Raw genomic sequence first — 16,505 nt, 5'->3', positions numbered from 1 at the left:
AAGAGCAAACAGATAAACCAAAAAAGAGAAAAAGGAAGAGAAAAAAGCCAGTAAACGCTGGTCTTTCATCATGAATTAAAAACACATCTGCATAAAGAGGAATTTGTAGTAGGTGTGATGGAAATGATAGCCGCTGATATTGAGCGAGTTGAAGTCCTTAAAGAGCATCTATCTTCTGCGGTAACAAATGTCAGTTAACCAATATTTTTTGATTCATTGATAGAATATATAATCCTTTGCCCCGGCTCTGTCTGTCGTGGGTTTCTATCCTGTGAGCAACAATGAGAACAAATCTTTCAGCTTTTGCCCGCTATCGGGGCGAACTTGGTGAATTACTGTATCTGGCCGGGCCTATTATGGTGGCCCAACTGGCAACCACCGGTATGTCATTTGTCGACACCAGTATGGCCGGGCAATATTCAGCCCTGGATCTGTCTGCCATTGCCCTTGGCTCCAGTATCTGGGTGCCGGTCTACCTGTTAATCCGCGGTATATTAATGGCCATTACGCCCACGGTTGCCCATCTGTACGGTGCATGGCAAACCGGAGAGATTGGTGCTCAGGTGCGTCAGGGATTATGGATTGCCCTGCTGATGAGTCTGTTGGCCCTGGGTTTTATTTACCAATCTGATGTCGTATTACAATGGTTGCAGGTTGGGCCTGAGATGGCCGCTAAAACGCTGGAGTATATGCAAGCACTTGCCTGGGGCATTCCGGCGATTTGTCTGTTCCAGGCGCTTGCCTGCTACTGCGAAGGAATAGGTAAAACCATGCCCGGCATGGTGACCAGTTTCATTGCCCTGGCCCTGAATATTCCCCTGAACTATGTACTGATTTATGGCAAGTTCGGGTTCCCGGAGCTTGGTGGTGTTGGCTGTGGTTATGCGACAGCTGTTTGCTTTTGGGCCATGTGCCTGATGATGGCGGCTTACACTATGCTGGGTCAGCAGCATCGCAAAATTGGCTTGTTTGACCATTGGGACTTACCCAGTCTGAGCATTATTTCCAGTCAGCTAACGCTGGGTGTACCTATTGGCCTGGCGATTTTCTTTGAAGCCAGTATCTTCTCGGTGGTGGCTCTGCTGATTGGGAAATTAGGGGCGATCGTGGTGGCAGGGCATCAGATTGCCCTTAATTTTTCTTCACTGATCTTTATGGTGCCGATGAGCCTGTCGATGGGGCTTACCATTCGTGTCGGGCAGTCACTGGGTGCCGGTAAAACCGCGCAGGCCGCCTACTCCAGCTATGCGGGTATTGTGACGACGCTGGTCAGTGCCACCGTCAGTGCTGCCGTCATGTTGTTCCTGCCAGGTATGGTGACTTCGATCTATACACAGAACTCTGAGGTGGCCACTCTGGCTGCTCAGCTGCTGGTTTATGCGGCACTGTTCCAATACGCCGATGGTATTCAGGTTGCGGCTAATGGTGCTCTTCGTGGCTATAAAGATACCCGGGTACCCATGGCAATGGTTCTGTTTGCCTGCTGGGGAGTGGCGTTACCCCTGGGCTATATTCTCGGGCTGACCGACTGGATTGTGGCACCAATGGGGCCTCATGGCTTATGGATTGGCCTGGTGACTGCTTTGACCATGGGGGCCGTCCTTTTGACCTTGCGTCTGCGAGTCATTATTCGTCGGCATCGGAGGTCGGTTTCTGGCGCCGTGCTGGGGCCCGTGGCCTGACGATCTGGTGTCTATTGTGAGCGAGTGCTAAGGCTCTTGTGAGGATTTTTATCAAGAGGTTTTCTAATGAATATCGCAAAACCCCCCCCCATTATTTCAGGTGAGTTGTCCATTATGCGGAAAAGTAGGAGGTAGTGATATTGCCATGTGCTTACCCGGAGCCGTCGCTGGTGCCTATTATTTTGGTATGGCTGGATGTTTTTATGGAGCAATAAAAAGTATATATACCGGTGCAGCAATTGGAACTGTAAAAGCTGCAGGTGGAGCCAGCGCATTAGCTGAAAGAAGTATCACGCCTTGTGTTACTAATGCTATCTATACCGGATTTGAATGTGCTAAAACCGGATTTCAAGAAGGTGCTATTGCTGGTACAACCATCGGTTTCTGCAGTATTCACTATCCAAGTTTAACTGGACAAAGCCTTCCGGATGTTAAAATGGAAATTTCACTAATCCCCAAAGTACAGATTATTGACCTATGAGGCTGCCCGAGAATAGCCTCTTGGTTATTTTATCTTTAATTATTGCGTAGCAGCTAATGCCTGCATACAATGCAGCACTTTCTTGGCTCTGTTCAGGAAATTCCTATCTGGCCTGAGGGGAGTATAAATCGTCGCTGTGCGAGTGAACTCATGAGTAAAACGAAAGTACTGACAGGTATTACGACCACTGGAACACCACACCTGGGTAACTACGTAGGGGCTATCAAGCCTGCAATTGAGGAAAGCTGGCGTGACGATATTGCTTCATACTACTTTCTGGCGGACTATCATGCCCTGATCAAAGGTCGTGACCCCAAGCGAATTCACCAGTCTACTCTGGAAATTGCCGCTACCTGGCTGGCACTGGGTCTGGATACGGATCGTGTCACCTTTTACCGTCAGTCAGATATTCCTGAAATTGCCGAGTTGAACTGGATTCTTGGCTGTATGACGGCCAAAGGTCTGATGAACCGTGCCCATGCTTATAAGGCAGCGGTTCAGGCTAACGAAGAAGCCGGTGAGCAGGATCCGGACAAGGGTGTGACCATGGGGCTGTTTTGCTATCCGGTGCTGATGGCGGCGGATATTCTTATGTTCAATGCCCATAAAGTGCCGGTGGGTCGTGATCAGGTCCAGCATATTGAGATGGCCCGGGATATTGCCGGACGTATCAATCATCATTATCAGACCCGGTTCGTTTTGCCTGAAGCGGTGGTGGGTGAAACCACGGCAGTGCTGAATGGTCTTGATGGTCGTAAAATGAGCAAAAGCTACGATAATACCATCCCGCTTTTTGTCCCTGAAAAGAAACTGCTGAAGCTGGTTCGCAAGATCAAAACCAACTCACTGGAGCCGGGTGAGCCGAAAGATCCGGATACCTGTACGCTTTTCCAGATCTACTCGGCATTTGCCGATGCCACTCAGATTGAGGTAAAACGTCAGCAATATGCCGATGGTGCTGGCTGGGGAGATCTGAAAAATGAGCTGTTTGAGTTTCTGAATACTCACTTGCAAGCTCCCCGTGAACGTTATAATGCGCTGATTGAAGATCCTGCATTTATCGAAAAACAGCTGCTAAAGGGGGCTGAAAAGGCCCGGGTCGAAGCCGCTCCGTGCCTGGCGTCTATTCGTCAAGCCGTAGGCCTTAAGCCGCTTGTATAATATTCTGCAGTCGTCTTAACGTTTGGCTTTCCTTTGGGAAAGCCATTCTTAATAATAAAAGCAATAATGACATGCACCTTCTCCACTGGAAATCCCATGAACACATCAACGTTATTTGCCGTTGTACTCAGTGCATTCTTGTTGTCGGCCTGCAGCCATCTGGACGGTCTTCTGAAAGACAAGATTCAGCAAAAGATAGAGTTTGATTTGACGCGCCTGGATGCCGATGGTCTTTATGGGCCAGCGGATGGCAAACGATCCCTGAGTTATGAGTTTTGTATACCTGCCCATGTGAATACAGTACGACAGGTGATGTCTATTGATCCAACCGCGATTGTCTACAAAGAATCCCCCGGACGTTTACAGTGTGGTCAGGAGCAGTATCTGGTGGTGGGTGATACTTACCAGGCCAATTACCTGGTGACCCTGAAAAAACTGGTTGAACTGACGTATGTTACCCGGATTCATCAGGCATTTTTTGAGTAAAGCATAACCACAGAATCAACCAGCGTTAAGTAGTTAACCAAATGAACACAAACTGATATTATTTAGAGGCTTGCAAATCATCAAGCATGAAAGCATTGTCATCCTTTTGTTCACCATCACTGTCTTGTTTTTTATCACCATAATACAGGTAATCATGTAAATCTCTAAAATCATGGCTGATATTTCTCAAAAAAGTTTTGGAATTATCTTCAATAGATGAGTGTCCAGTACATTTGATTTGACGATAGGCAATAGCACTTTTTGCCAGGCAGCCAGCTCCTAATAAAATGCCAGGAACAGCCACTAATGCTGGTATCAAAATCGCCACTGAAGTAATAACAAATGTGCCAGCCAATACCCCAACCCCTCCCATGATTTTACCAGGAATTCGGCCAACATTAGCACCACGGCGAAAAGCCTTGATTATGTATTCCGACAGGGGCTTTGTTGATTTCTGGCATAGACCCAGCTTTGATCCTGCCGCCCTTGCCAGCTTGACAGTGCCACCTCTCAAGGTACCGACAACAGCACCACCGCTGGCACAGACCATTTCAGTAGCTAGACTATAGCTATGATACAAAACGTAGGGAATGCCTATGAGCACCTCACATACATTTCGGCCAAAGCATTTTGCAGCTCTGCTCAATGCATTACCTGTTGAATTACAAGAGTTTATTGTTTGATCAGGACTGTTAGGACCAGCAGCTACAGTATTCATATAAACCTACCTCCATGAGCTTTTATCCTTAATATGATTAACAGTTAACAATTTGCTTTCGAATAAATCACTAACAGGTTGGTTAGATTGCAGAGAAGGTAAGCTTTCAGGCTGAGATTTTCACAGGTGCTGATATGAGTAAGCAGATTCTCGTGCTAGGCAGTATTAATGTTGACCATGTCCTGAGGGTTGATTGTTTTCCCAAGGCAGGCCAAACCATTGCCGCTTCATCTTATAACATTATGGCTGGGGGCAAAGGTGCTAATCAGGCGGTAGCCTGTGCCCGCCTTGGCGGCAATACATTCATGATGGCGGCTATTGGACAGGACGATCCGGGGCGGGAAATAGTACAGCAACTGAGTGATGAAGGTATCGATACATCGGCAATTACCGAAATAGTGGATACGGAAACAGGGGTTGCCCTGATGTTCGTTAATGCCAAAGGCGAAAATATGATTGGCATCTCTGCAGGCGCTAATGGCTGCCTGACCGAAGAGCATATTGAGCAGAAACATAGTTTGATCGCTGGTGCGGATTATCTGCTCTTGCAGCAGGAGGTTCCTGAATCTGTCATTCTTCAGGCTGCTCATATTGCCCGGGAAAACCATACTAAAGTTGTCTTGAATCCCGCACCTGCCACAATGTTTTCCGGGGATTATTTACAGGCTGTGGATTTGATTACTCCCAATCAAACGGAAGCAGACATTCTTACTGGTATTAAAGTTTTCGATGAAAAGTCGGCAACCCAGGCAGCCGCCCTATTGCATCAAAAGGGTATTACTGATGTTGCGATCACCATGGGGCAGGATGGAGCCTTTGCATCATCAATGACTCCAGGCCATCCTGAAGGGCTGATGGTTCCGGGGTTTCCTGTTAAGGCGATTGATACAACCGCTGCCGGTGATACATTTAGCGGCGCATTGTTGGTAGCCCTGGCGGAAGGGAAATCTCTGGAGGAAGCTGCCTTTTTTGCCAATGCCAGTGCGGGTCTTTGTGTAATGAGTGCTGGTTCTCAGTCGTCTATTCCCTACCGTTTTCAGGTTGAGGAATTTATTCAGTGCGATCAGGAAATTGCAGATGCTGCTGCAATCCCGGATACCTCATGATTCTGGTATTTCTATGATTTAAAAGGCGAATACGGATAGTCTGGGATACCCTCGTTGATTAAAGACGATTCCATTTGGCCAACTACTTAAACTTTTAAAGCGCTTATCTGGTTTTAAAGCATCCAGCTTTTTGCTTGGCTGGAAGAAGGTACAGTATGCAAAATCAGCTCGACCAATTAAAAAATATGACCAAGGTTGTGGCCGATACCGGTGATATCGAAGCTATCCGTCGATATCAGCCGGTTGATGCGACGACCAATCCTTCACTGATTTTAAAAGCTGCTCAGCTACCGGCGTATAAAAAGCTGGTTGATGAAGCCATTGCCTTCGGGCGCAACCATTCTACAGAAAAAACGGCAAGTGCCCGTTATGCCTGCGACTGGTTGACGGTCGGCATTGGCAAAGAGATCCAGCAGGTAGTGCCGGGCTTTGTGTCAACGGAAGTGGATGCACGACTGTCATTTAATACTGACGCGACGATTCAAAAGGCCAGACAGCTGATTGATCTCTATAAAGAGCAGGGCGCTGATAGTGAGCGAGTGCTGATCAAAATAGCGTCTACCTGGGAAGGTATCAGAGCGGCTGAGGTTCTGGAAAAACAAGGTGTTCGTTGTAATCTGACTTTGCTGTTCAGTTTTGCCCAGGCTCAAGCCTGTGCCGAAGCCGGTGCTTATTTGATCTCACCTTTTGTTGGCCGGATTCTCGACTGGTACAAAAAAGCTGAAGGCCGAGACTTTGTTGCTGCAGAAGATCCCGGCGTTCAGTCTGTCACCCGTATCTACAACTACTATAAGCAGTATGACTACAAAACCGTAGTGATGGGAGCCAGCTTCCGAAATACCGGTGAGATTACTGAGTTAGCCGGTTGTGATTGCCTGACTATTGGTCCTGATCTTCTGGATCAGCTGGAATCGTCTGAGCAAAGGCTTGAACAAAAATTGTTTGCCGACTCACCAGACTGTAGTGATGAAAAAGTGGTTCTGGATGAGGCTGCATTTCGCTGGGCGATGAATGACGATGCCATGGCAACGGAAAAGCTGGCGGAAGGCATCAGAAAATTTGCTGCAGATCAGATTAAGCTGGAAAAACAGTTGCTTGATGCACTTCGGGAGGATGTTGTAAAAGCCAAATGAATTACTTTGTGTCTCTGTGCCTTTGTGGTTCCTTCTTATTGATTATATTTTTTTGGTTGCCATGGTAATGCGGGATATACAGGTGGGCCTGCCCTGGTCATCCTCAATGTTGATTTCCCACACCTGGGTACTGCGGCCGATATGAATGGGCCGGGTTGTGCCGGTCACTTTTCCGGACGTGGCTGATCGAAGATGATTGGCGTTAATTTCCAGACCAACACAGTAGGCTCCGTCCTCACAGCATAGGTTGGCGGCAATGCTGCCCAGTGTTTCAGCGAGAACCACCGAGGCACCACCGTGAAGCAGTCCCATGGGCTGGATGGTTCTGCGGTCAACCGGCATGGTGCCACGCAGAAAGTCTTCTCCTACTTCGGTAATCTCAATACCCAAATGGTCACACATGTTCTCCTTGAATACCGCTGTTTCAGGATTGTAAGGCCTTTTCCAGATAGACATCTTTTTTCCTTTTTTTTCCTTTTTTTTCTTTAATTAATTGTCAGATCCGGTTTCGCAAGCCGAGCTGATCCGGATGAGGAGTCAGGTAGGTTTGTCGTTGAATATATACACTACCATGATTGTCTATGAAATGTCGCAGCATGGTCATGGGGGCAATAAGCGGTATTATTTCCTGACGGTACTCTTCAATTAACGTCAGAAGTTGCTTGCGCTCTTTGCCATCGACGCTTTTTTTCACATATCCGAGAATATGCATCATGGCATTGGTGTGAGATTTTCGGTTGGCCCGTCGTTTAAGGGCGCTCATAAAGCTGAGTAGATATTCTCCCAGCAATTCCTCCAGAGGCGCCTTGCTGCCTTTAGCCACGATTTGACCCAGCAACTCATATCCCTGGGGATAATGGGCCATGATCATGTACTTGTGAGTAGCGTGAAAGTCGACCAGGGCGGCATAAGATGGCTCTGCCATCACTGTTTTTTGCCAACGATCATAGGCATAAACCCGGGTGAAAAAATTTTCACAGAGTATTGGGTCGTGAAGTCTGCCTTCTTCTTCTACTGGCAGCAGCGGATTGCTCTCCATAAATGCCCTGGCATAGGCTCCGGGTGCACTTTCACCCAGTGGGTGGCCATTTTCATGGTACACCTTAACCCTTGCCATGCCGCAGCTGGGGGACTTCTGCATCAGAATATAGCCGCAAATGTGTGAAAGCTGGTCAGACATGTCATGGCCATACTGTTGCAAAGCATCCGTTACATCCAAACTGGAATTTTCAGTGCCGACTACCCGGATTTGCAACTGTTTATCGGGAGCAGACGATGAATTTTGCCCGGTTGTTTGTGATGTTTCAGCCAGTTGACCTACCAATCGGATGGGCTCTCTGGGGGTTCCCAGCCCAATAGCCATCTCAGGACAGACTGGCTCAAAGTAGAAGAATTTATCCAGCGTGTTGACACAAAAAGACGAGCGTTTGTGGCCCCCGTTATAGCGCACTTTATGGCCTAAAAGGCAGGAGCTGATTCCCAGTGTGATCTGTTTTTCAGGCTCAGGTATGGAAACGATAGCCACTTGTTATTCTCCACTTTACATTCGAAATACATGCCCTGGTTAATATCGCCAGTTACCAGCAGTTCCTTTGCCTGTCAGCCGTTGAAAACAGGTACAACTCTACATCCTCTACATCGCCTCCAAGGCAAGAGTGACATGTTTATTAGCCCTGTTTATCATCTAATTGTTTGTACGGTAGGACTTTTTTAATGGATTTGCTTGAAGATTTCATGTATTCAAAATACATGAATCCAATAGTCAGTTTTCCGGTATATGGCACAGATTTTGATCACATAAAACGACACTATTATTACAGCCATACCCGGATTAATCCGACCCGGGTCATTCCGAAAGGTCCTGGCCCGGACTTGAATAGCGATCAGCACCGGGATATTAACGGCATTGGAATACCTGCTTTGAGGAGTGCATAGTCTACTTCCGATAGCGGAGTCATGATGTCCGGGTTTATCCATTCATTTCTGGTTTATTGGCTCAGGGAACTTTTGACAGCCTGCGCACACTAATATAGGTAAAAGAACTTGTGCAGCCTTTGAAATCATCATCTTGCTCGTGCAAAGGTTGCAATTAAGGATCTCTTCGCTTTTGCTTGATCATCAGGTGGTCTGAGTTCAGGTTTTGCCTGTTGATCTATTGGCGTTCTCTGGTCTTATGATGGCAATAGCTTTTTTTGATATTTGTATCAGTAAATCAGTTAGTTGTATTCATCAGGCTATCTATTAGTGAGAACTTTCAGATCTTCTAACTGTCCAATTGGCGGAGCAATCATTTTGTTGGAGCAAAGTTTTTGGAGACTGTTTTACCGTGCTGATTGTTACTGATACGCCCCGTCTGATACTTCGTACCTGGCAGTTACAGGATGTCGATGCGTACTCTGCTTTACTGGGTGAAACGCTACCCCACTCTTCAGATGTCATGGCGACAGAGCCTGGAAGCCTTGCTGAAACCGAGCTGTGGCGCTACCAGGCGGAACTTGATAAATGGGGGTGGTCTCGCTGGGCGGTGGTATTCAAAGAGAATAACCAGCTGATTGGCTATTGTGGCTTTTCCCCCTATGGCAAGCATATTGAGATGAGCTGGCGTTTTTTACCCGCTTACCGCGGACAGGGGTTGGTACTTGAAGCGGTTGAGGCAGTGACTCAGTTTGGTTTTAACCAGCTGGGCATGGAAGAGATTATTTCTTACACAACTCCCAGTAATGAATTTGCCCAGGGGGTCATGCAGCAACTGGGTATGACGCTTGATCGTTTTGAAGGGTGGAGTACCTGTACGGTTGCCCGTTATCGCATACAGTCACCGATATGAATCATGCGCTGAAAATATTTCGCAGCCGCAGTACAATCACTACGCCATTTCATTCTTTTTACTTTATTCCTTTATGTACTGTCTTTTTTTGAACTCATGAGCAATAGCCGCATTGACACCCTGAGTAGTTGCTGAGGCTTTCTGAAACCATGCAAACAACTGCCGGACGCAGGATGGCAAATCGGAATTCTGATTATCTCAGGGAATATATGAGCAAATTACTTAAAGAGCTGGAGGGGAATTATTCCTGAAAAGGTATCCGGTACTACTTTTTCAGGGAGAGCACCTTTATAATCTTCCCATCTTGTCGGAGTGCGAAAGTAGTTAACCAATAACAATAGATAATGGATATTCATGGCCGGTAACTTTCAACTTCAGGGTATTCAAATGCGAGCTCCAATTGCTGACAGTCAGTCACTTCTGGCGGAAGCCTGTCGTCCATTTCCTGCTTCACGGAAAATTTACCTTCCTGGCAGCCTCCATGATATTCGTGTGGGCCTGCGGGAAATAACCATTGTGCAGAGACATGGGGAGTACAGTAAGTTATCCACCGAATCTGCCGTTCGAGTGTACGACACATCCGGTCCTTATACTGATCCGGAATACTGCCTGGATCTTCTCCAGGGCCTGCCGCCTATCCGTTCAGAATGGATACTGGTACGTGAAGACTCAGAAGAGCTGAGTGCCCATTCTTCAACCTATGCATTGCGACGAAAACAGGATATTCAGGTTGAGCCGATGCGCTTTCAGTCGCCTGTCCCTGTCAGGTGTGCCCGTTCTGGTAGAAATGTTACTCAGCTCCATTATGCAAGGCTGGGAATAATCACACCGGAGATGGAATATATTGCCATCAGGGAAAACATGGGAAGGCCCGATGCGAAGATAACACCGGAATTTGTTCGTCAGGAGGTAGCATCAGGTCGTGCGGTTATACCCGCGAATATTAATCATCCCGAAGCGGAGCCAATGATTATCGGCCGTAATTTTCTGGTGAAGGTCAATGCCAATATCGGTAATTCTCCTGTGACGTCCACCATAGAAGAAGAAGTTGAAAAGCTGCTCTGGGCAACCCGCTGGGGAGCCGATACGGTGATGGATCTTTCCACTGGTAAGCATATCCATGAAACCCGGGAGTGGATTATCAGAAACTCGCCGGTACCGATTGGTACTGTGCCTATTTATCAAACGCTGGAGAAAGTAAACGGCAAGGTAGCGGATCTTAATTGGGAGGTAATGAAAGACACCTTGATTGAGCAGGCAGAGCAGGGGGTAGATTATTTTACCATTCATGCCGGAACCCTGAGAGACCATGTGAAACTGACCGTTGATCGGGTGACCGGTATTGTTTCCAGGGGCGGAGGGATTCTCGGGCAGTGGTGTGAAATTCATGATCGTGAAAACTTTCTCTATGAGCATTTTGATGAGATCTGCCAGATATGTAAGGCATACGACATTACGCTTTCATTAGGGGATGGGCTGCGCCCGGGATCGGTTGCTGATGCCAATGATGCGGCACAGTTTGCTGAACTGAAAACGTTAGGTGAACTGACCAGGAAAGCCTGGGAACATGATGTGCAGGTGATGATTGAAGGGCCCGGGCATATACCGATGCACCTGATTCAGGAAAATATGGATAAACAGCTGGAGTATTGCCATGAGGCACCCTTTTACACGCTGGGTCCACTGACGACGGATATCGCTCCTGGCTATGACCACATTACTTCCGGGATCGGTGCAGCGATGATTGGCTGGTTTGGCTGTGCGATGCTCTGTTATGTGACGCCAAAAGAGCACCTTGGTCTACCCAATCGTGAGGATGTTAAACAGGGACTGATCGCCTACAAAATTGCTGCGCATGCGGCAGATGTCGCCAAAGGTCATCCGGGGGCCCAACTAAGGGATGATGCGCTTTCCCGTGCCCGTTTTGAGTTTCGCTGGGAGGATCAGTTTAACCTGGCCCTGGATCCGGATACCGCAAAAGCCTACCACGATGAAACCCTCCCCCAGGACAGCGCCAAAGATGCGGGTTTCTGTTCCATGTGCGGACCAAACTTCTGCCCAATGCGCATGACGCACGATGTACGTGAGTTGGAAGAGCCTTCAGCCAATAAAGAGCCTTCAGCCAATAAAGAGCCTTCAGCCAATAAAGAGCCCTTAGGAATTTTATCGGAATAAGTTCCGCATTTGACTGAGACTATTCTCGGACAGCCTCCTAGCCAATCAAGCGGCTCCCGCGATAGAAAGCCCCTCCTGAATCCTGTCTATCAGCTGCCGGGTCTGAGCAATATCGCCCAGTGTTATTCTCAGGCCTTTGCGCCCGGTCTGGTCAGACTTGGGGCGAACAAGGATGCCATGGCTGCGCAAGTGCTGCTCGATGAACTCAGGATTATCCGGAAATGCCCAGATGAAATTGGCAGCACTGGGCCAATAGGGAATGGCCTGTTGATCAAGGAACTGCTCAAACAACGGTTTGGATTCCTCCATAACTTCCCTGACGTACTGACGGGTATACTCCGGGTGGTCCAGGGCGGCACTGATGGCCACGGCGGCAAACTGGTTAACATCATAGGGGCCACGAATATTCAGCAGTGCACGGATGTTGTCAGGGTGGCTGATCACGTAGCCCAGTCGTATGGAAGGCAGGCCCCAGGTTTTAGAAAATGTGCGTGTGATCAGAATATTCGGGTATGCCATAACCCCATCAGCGACGGTTGCCTGAGAATACTCAAAGTAGCATTCATCCACCAGCAGGGCGATGCCCGGTGCGGATCTGGCAATGGTCAGAATATCTTCACGCTGGATTTGGGTGCCGCTGGGATTGTTCGGGTTGGCGATGACAATCAGCCGGGTTTTTGCTGTGATGGCGTCTAATACTGCGTTAACCGGAAAGCCGGTTTCCCGCCTATAGTCTGGCTCAACAATGTTCAGCTTTTCAATATTGGCGCACTGATGGTACATCGCGAAGGTCGGACCGGGGATGATGATTTCATCACCTTCTGTACAGGCCGCACGGATAATAATGTCAATTCCCTGGTCAGAGCCATTAGTGATCATTACCTGGGGTTCATTGATACCGGCGTAGTCGGCGATTTTCCGGGTCAGGTCGCCATAGGATGGATAAACCTGCAGGCGATCATCATTGATGTAGTTAATCAGTGCCTGCTTGACATGCTCACTGACGGGCAACGTTCGCTCATTGAAGTCCAACAGCAGATGGTGATGAGGGTCTCTGCCTTCAATTGGCGGAGTATAGGCGCTCATCCGGGTGATGTGGGACTTGAAAATACTCATCGGCGGTTTCCCTGATCCATCTGTTTTTGTCGGTGTCTGGAGAAGGTGCAGTATAGGGCAGAGTTCCCAAGAGAAGCTATCAGGACTTGGGTTCGTTAAATGCTCTGGCCTGATATACTATTCAGTTTCCTGACAGGGTATGTGGACTTCCTATAAATGGAAAAGGTATTAGAACTTCTGGGTGATGGCGGTTTCCACTCAGGTGAAGCGCTGGGTAGGGCATTGGGGATCAGCCGCGCAGCGATCTGGAAAAAGCTGAAAATGCTGGAAGCCCTCGGTCTGCAGATTGATTCAGTCAAAGGCAGGGGGTACAGGCTGCATCCTGGGGTTGAGTTGCTTGATAATGAACGTATTCTCAGTGCCCTGGACCCATCCGTCAGAGAGTCGGTTGTTGTCCACACCTGTCTGAAAACAGCGTCTACCAATGATCTGGTCAGAGAGATTCCTGTTGCCAGCCCGTTAATAAAAGCGGTGTGTCTGGCAGAATATCAGACCAGTGGTCGTGGTCGCCGGGGCAGAGCCTGGGATAATCCCTTTGGTTCGACCATCAGCATGTCTGCACGCTGGTTTTACAGCGCCGACATGGCATCCCTGGAAGGGCTGAGCCTGGCGGTCGGGTTGGCTGTGCTGAAAGCCCTTGAGCGCTGCGATGGCAGTGATCTCAAGTTGAAATGGCCTAATGATGTGCTGTGGAACTCGCCAGAGGGTTTTCGGAAACTGAGTGGCATCCTGCTGGAAGTGCACGGAGACCCTACCGGAGACTGTGAAGTGATCATCGGTATTGGTGTCAATATTGCCCTGAGCCAGCAACAGATCAACGGTATTAACCAGTCGGCAGTGGATATGCAGCGGGTTTGTGGTACCACAGTGAGCCGAAACCAGGTAGCCAGTGAGTTGATCAACGAGTTGTGCCTTACCCTGGATATTTTCAGTCAGCAGGGCTTCAGCCATTTCAAAGAACAGTGGGAACACTATGATGCGTTTGCCGGGCAGGATGTTGTCCTGGATGCATCGGGTAAAACGGTGTCCGGTGTAGCTTCTGGGATCAATGGCAATGGTGGACTGTTATTGCAGACCCGTGAAGGTATGATGATTTTCAATGGCGGCGAGGTTTCGTTAAAGGCCGCGACACCCACAAAGAGTAAGTAACCATGAGAATTCTGGAGCTGGATGCAGGCAATAGCCGATTAAAATGGCGGCTTCTGAATAATGGCCACATCGTTTCCCATGGCTTTCTTGTCAACAGCGAAGACTGGCAGCACGAACTGCCAAAGCTGCTGGATCAAATTGGGCAGGTCGATTCTGCCAGGGCAGCCATTGTCTCCGGTGATGAGCGTTTTGCGCTGTTGAGCGCTGCGGTTAATCAGCACTTTAATGTAACCCTGTTAAAGGCCGAGGTTAAAGAGGAGTGCCGGGGGGTTCAGGTTGCCTATGCTGGTCTGGGCGTTGATCGTTGGCTGGCTATGCTTGCTGCCCATCATCTGGACTGGGCTGAGAATAAAGAACCCTGCAATAAAATAGTGGTGAGTTGTGGTAGTGCCATTACCATTGACTTGTTGAGTGACAGCGGCAACCACTTTGGCGGATATATTGTACCAGGTGTTGGCCTGATGAAGGGGGTGCTGCATACCAGGACAGCACAACTTCCCATGGTAGAACCAGAAGCGTTGACAATAATGCCCGGAACAAGCACTGCTGAGTGCATTAATAACGGTATTCTGGCCATGGCCGTCGCCATGCTTAATTCACGACAGACACAGTATAAAACGGCTTGTGGAAAAGAATGCACGGTTTATCTTACCGGAGGCGATGCTACCTTGATTCAGCCGTATATCCAGGGTGAGTGTTACCATCATCCCGCACTGGTGATGGATGGTCTGTCGTTTGCTTTCGAACAGGAGGGGCGGTAACTCCGTTATATAAGATGCGTTTGACAGTAATTTTTCTTGTGTTTGCCAATATCAGTTATTTTGCCTGGGGCTCATGGCAGGAGTCCCGGGTGGGTTACTGGCTGCCTGAGAGTTATGATGCTTATACAGAAGCCGCTGGTGAGCGACTGGTCCTGTTAACCGAGACTGAAGATTATCTTCAGTCTCTGCGGAATGAGACAGAGGTTCAGCCAGCGTTGGATACCTCGCTTTATCCGGGTGATACCGTTCAGGAATGTCTGGTTGTCGGGCCTTTGGCCAATGTGATCGAGGTGGATGAACTGCAGCAGCGCCTGTTTGCCGTTGGTGTCAGCAGTAAAGAGCGTGTGGATGAAAGCAGTCAGCAGGAGGATTACTGGGTTCATATACCACCACTGGCCAGCAGGGATGCTGCGATACGGCTGTTAAGAGAACTTCAGGCCCAGAGAATTGACAGCTTTGTGATTACTCAGGGTGAGCTGACCAATGGGATCTCGCTGGGGCTTTTTTCGCGCAGTGAATTTGCAAAAGCGGTAAGCCGTCGTTTAATGGATGCGGGCTATGTGGTTGCGATCAAGTCTCTGCCCAGAATTCCTGAGCAATGGTGGCTCGAGATGGATGCCGCGGTAGAAGGGAAGCTGAGTGCGTCATTCTGGGATGAGGCTGCTGACCAGTTTCCTGAATTGAAAACGTTAAGAACGGCCTGCAAGAAAAATGAACCGCTGAAAAAAGTGATGTAAAAGCATTGCAACGGACAAAGAGTTTCTCTAGTATACGCCTCGCTGCTCAGGGAGACAGTTAGCCAGGACGACAAGCGGAGGTGACCGATTAACAAGGTTGCTGAAGAGAGAAAAGGTCGGCTTGACAAAGAAAACTTCCTGAATAAAATAGCGCAGCATCTGGTGGGGTTCCCGAGTGGCCAAAGGGATCAGACTGTAAATCTGACGCGAAAGCTTCGCTGGTTCGAATCCAGCCCCCACCACCAGAATTCACTTCCTTGTGTTAAGTAAATCGAAAAATTGATTCTTGATGCTTGGAGACTGCTGGCTTCTCTTGTATTCTTTCTTGGATGTATAGAAGCTTCTGCATAAATAAAAGTTTGTTTGTGCGGGTATAGTTCAATGGTAGAACCTCAGCCTTCCAAGCTGATGATGCGGGTTCGATTCCCGCTACCCGCTCCAGATTGCATCTTATTTGTTCTTTTTTGAGATTAATGCTCTTATAGCTCAGTCGGTAGAGCACATCCTTGGTAAGGATGAGGTCACCGGTTCAATTCCGGTTAAGAGCTCCATATAAAATAAGGGTTTACAGCGATGTAAGCCCTTTTTTTATGCGCTGTAATTCCCTTCATGTAATCCTGTAAAGTTGCTGCTTCTGCGCTTGATTAACCCACTGGCTCAGTAGGGTCTTTTCTCATATCTCTTATTCTCAAAATAAGTCAATCACACGCAAGTCAAAAAACGGCAGGGCCTTGGAGACCAGCAGTCCAAACGGTTTTCACCAAGGCATGCCCACTGTGGGATAGGCCAGATCAAACAGGATAAACAGCAGTTGAAATGTAACGGCATGTTTGAACTTGTCATTTACAAAACCGGTGGGGTCAGCACTGCCCGGAATGACCGCCATAAACAGGGCCTAGAAGGCTGTCCAAGAATAGGCTGCCCTACTGCGGCGGCAGCAAATTGGTCTAAAAATCCGCTTTTGTTCGGCAAA

15 protein-coding genes and 3 tRNA genes are annotated in these 16,505 nt (G+C 48.4%); 14 read left to right on the top strand and 4 right to left on the bottom strand.

Annotation, left to right across the window (positions count from 1 at the left end):
* The first annotated feature begins 281 nt into the window (after positions 1-281).
* The 4 genes from KDK15_RS02670 to KDK15_RS02655 all read left to right on the top strand — a co-directional run bounded on the left by KDK15_RS02670 (position 282) and on the right by KDK15_RS02655 (position 3,810).
* Positions 282-1,682: an MATE family efflux transporter gene (locus KDK15_RS02670; protein ID WP_257293822.1), complete on the top strand. Its 1,401-nt coding sequence runs from the start codon at positions 282-284 to the stop codon at positions 1,680-1,682.
* A 145-nt stretch (positions 1,683-1,827) separates the two neighbouring features.
* Positions 1,828-2,163 carry a hypothetical protein gene (locus KDK15_RS02665; RefSeq protein ID WP_257293821.1) on the top strand — a complete coding sequence of 112 codons (336 nt, stop codon included), beginning with the start codon at positions 1,828-1,830 and terminating at the stop codon, positions 2,161-2,163.
* 150 nt (positions 2,164-2,313) lie between these two features.
* Positions 2,314-3,324: a tryptophan--tRNA ligase gene (locus KDK15_RS02660; RefSeq protein WP_257293820.1), complete on the top strand. Its 1,011-nt coding sequence runs from the start codon at positions 2,314-2,316 to the stop codon at positions 3,322-3,324.
* A 96-nt stretch (positions 3,325-3,420) separates the two neighbouring features.
* Positions 3,421-3,810: a hypothetical protein gene (locus tag KDK15_RS02655; RefSeq protein WP_257293819.1), complete on the top strand. Its 390-nt coding sequence runs from the start codon at positions 3,421-3,423 to the stop codon at positions 3,808-3,810.
* A 58-nt stretch (positions 3,811-3,868) separates the two neighbouring features.
* Here the strand turns inward: KDK15_RS02655 and KDK15_RS02650 are convergent, their stop codons facing one another.
* Complete coding sequence (locus KDK15_RS02650) at positions 3,869-4,528, bottom strand: hypothetical protein (protein WP_257293818.1); 660 nt, start codon at positions 4,526-4,528, stop codon at positions 3,869-3,871.
* A gap of 134 nt (positions 4,529-4,662) precedes the next feature.
* Between KDK15_RS02650 and rbsK the strand changes: the two genes are divergently transcribed.
* Together rbsK and tal are read left to right on the top strand one after the other, a co-directional pair.
* Positions 4,663-5,634 (top strand): ribokinase, encoded by a 972-nt coding sequence (gene rbsK / locus KDK15_RS02645; protein WP_257293817.1) that lies wholly within the window; start codon positions 4,663-4,665, stop codon positions 5,632-5,634.
* Positions 5,635-5,789: 155 nt separating this feature from the next.
* The gene (gene tal / locus KDK15_RS02640; protein WP_257293816.1) at positions 5,790-6,767 is read left to right on the top strand and encodes a transaldolase; all 978 of its coding nucleotides are present in this window, start codon (positions 5,790-5,792) and stop codon (positions 6,765-6,767) included.
* 42 nt (positions 6,768-6,809) lie between these two features.
* Here tal and KDK15_RS02635 read toward each other — a convergent pair whose 3' ends face one another.
* Complete coding sequence (locus tag KDK15_RS02635) at positions 6,810-7,223, bottom strand: hotdog fold thioesterase (protein WP_257293815.1); 414 nt, start codon at positions 7,221-7,223, stop codon at positions 6,810-6,812.
* Positions 7,224-7,263: 40 nt separating this feature from the next.
* Positions 7,264-8,292 (bottom strand): DUF523 and DUF1722 domain-containing protein, encoded by a 1,029-nt coding sequence (locus KDK15_RS02630; RefSeq protein WP_257293814.1) that lies wholly within the window; start codon positions 8,290-8,292, stop codon positions 7,264-7,266.
* An 801-nt stretch (positions 8,293-9,093) separates the two neighbouring features.
* On the opposite strand from KDK15_RS02630, the gene KDK15_RS02625 reads away from it, so the two are divergent.
* Together KDK15_RS02625 and thiC are read left to right on the top strand one after the other, a co-directional pair.
* Entirely contained in the window at positions 9,094-9,594 is a 501-nt protein-coding gene (locus tag KDK15_RS02625; RefSeq protein ID WP_257293813.1) for a GNAT family N-acetyltransferase, read from the top strand.
* 387 nt (positions 9,595-9,981) lie between these two features.
* On the top strand, positions 9,982-11,769 hold the full coding sequence (gene thiC, locus KDK15_RS02620) for a phosphomethylpyrimidine synthase ThiC (protein ID WP_257293812.1): 1,788 nt from the start codon (positions 9,982-9,984) through the stop codon (positions 11,767-11,769).
* A 45-nt stretch (positions 11,770-11,814) separates the two neighbouring features.
* Here the strand turns inward: thiC and KDK15_RS02615 are convergent, their stop codons facing one another.
* Entirely contained in the window at positions 11,815-12,885 is a 1,071-nt protein-coding gene (locus KDK15_RS02615; protein ID WP_257293811.1) for a histidinol-phosphate transaminase, read from the bottom strand.
* 156 nt (positions 12,886-13,041) lie between these two features.
* Here KDK15_RS02615 and birA point away from each other — a divergent pair, with 156 nt between their 5' ends.
* From birA to KDK15_RS02585, 6 genes are all read left to right on the top strand, one after another.
* The gene (birA, locus tag KDK15_RS02610) at positions 13,042-14,034 is read left to right on the top strand and encodes a bifunctional biotin--[acetyl-CoA-carboxylase] ligase/biotin operon repressor BirA (RefSeq protein ID WP_257293810.1); all 993 of its coding nucleotides are present in this window, start codon (positions 13,042-13,044) and stop codon (positions 14,032-14,034) included.
* 2 nt (positions 14,035-14,036) lie between these two features.
* On the top strand, positions 14,037-14,795 hold the full coding sequence (locus KDK15_RS02605) for a type III pantothenate kinase (RefSeq protein WP_257293809.1): 759 nt from the start codon (positions 14,037-14,039) through the stop codon (positions 14,793-14,795).
* A gap of 14 nt (positions 14,796-14,809) precedes the next feature.
* Positions 14,810-15,532, top strand: coding sequence for an SPOR domain-containing protein (locus KDK15_RS02600; RefSeq protein ID WP_257293808.1), 723 nt, complete (start codon positions 14,810-14,812; stop codon positions 15,530-15,532).
* A gap of 161 nt (positions 15,533-15,693) precedes the next feature.
* Positions 15,694-15,777: transfer RNA gene (locus tag KDK15_RS02595), tRNA-Tyr, on the top strand.
* A 122-nt stretch (positions 15,778-15,899) separates the two neighbouring features.
* Positions 15,900-15,973 (top strand) — tRNA-Gly (locus tag KDK15_RS02590).
* Positions 15,974-16,007: 34 nt separating this feature from the next.
* Positions 16,008-16,083: transfer RNA gene (locus tag KDK15_RS02585), tRNA-Thr, on the top strand.
* The last annotated feature ends 422 nt before the right edge of the window (positions 16,084-16,505 follow it).

It is taken from the genome of Endozoicomonas sp. YOMI1, from assembly GCF_024606345.1.
Taxonomy (GTDB): domain Bacteria; phylum Pseudomonadota; class Gammaproteobacteria; order Pseudomonadales; family Endozoicomonadaceae; genus Endozoicomonas.
Note: the sequence above shows the minus strand (reverse complement) of the source record. Positions and strands in the feature narration are given on the sequence as shown.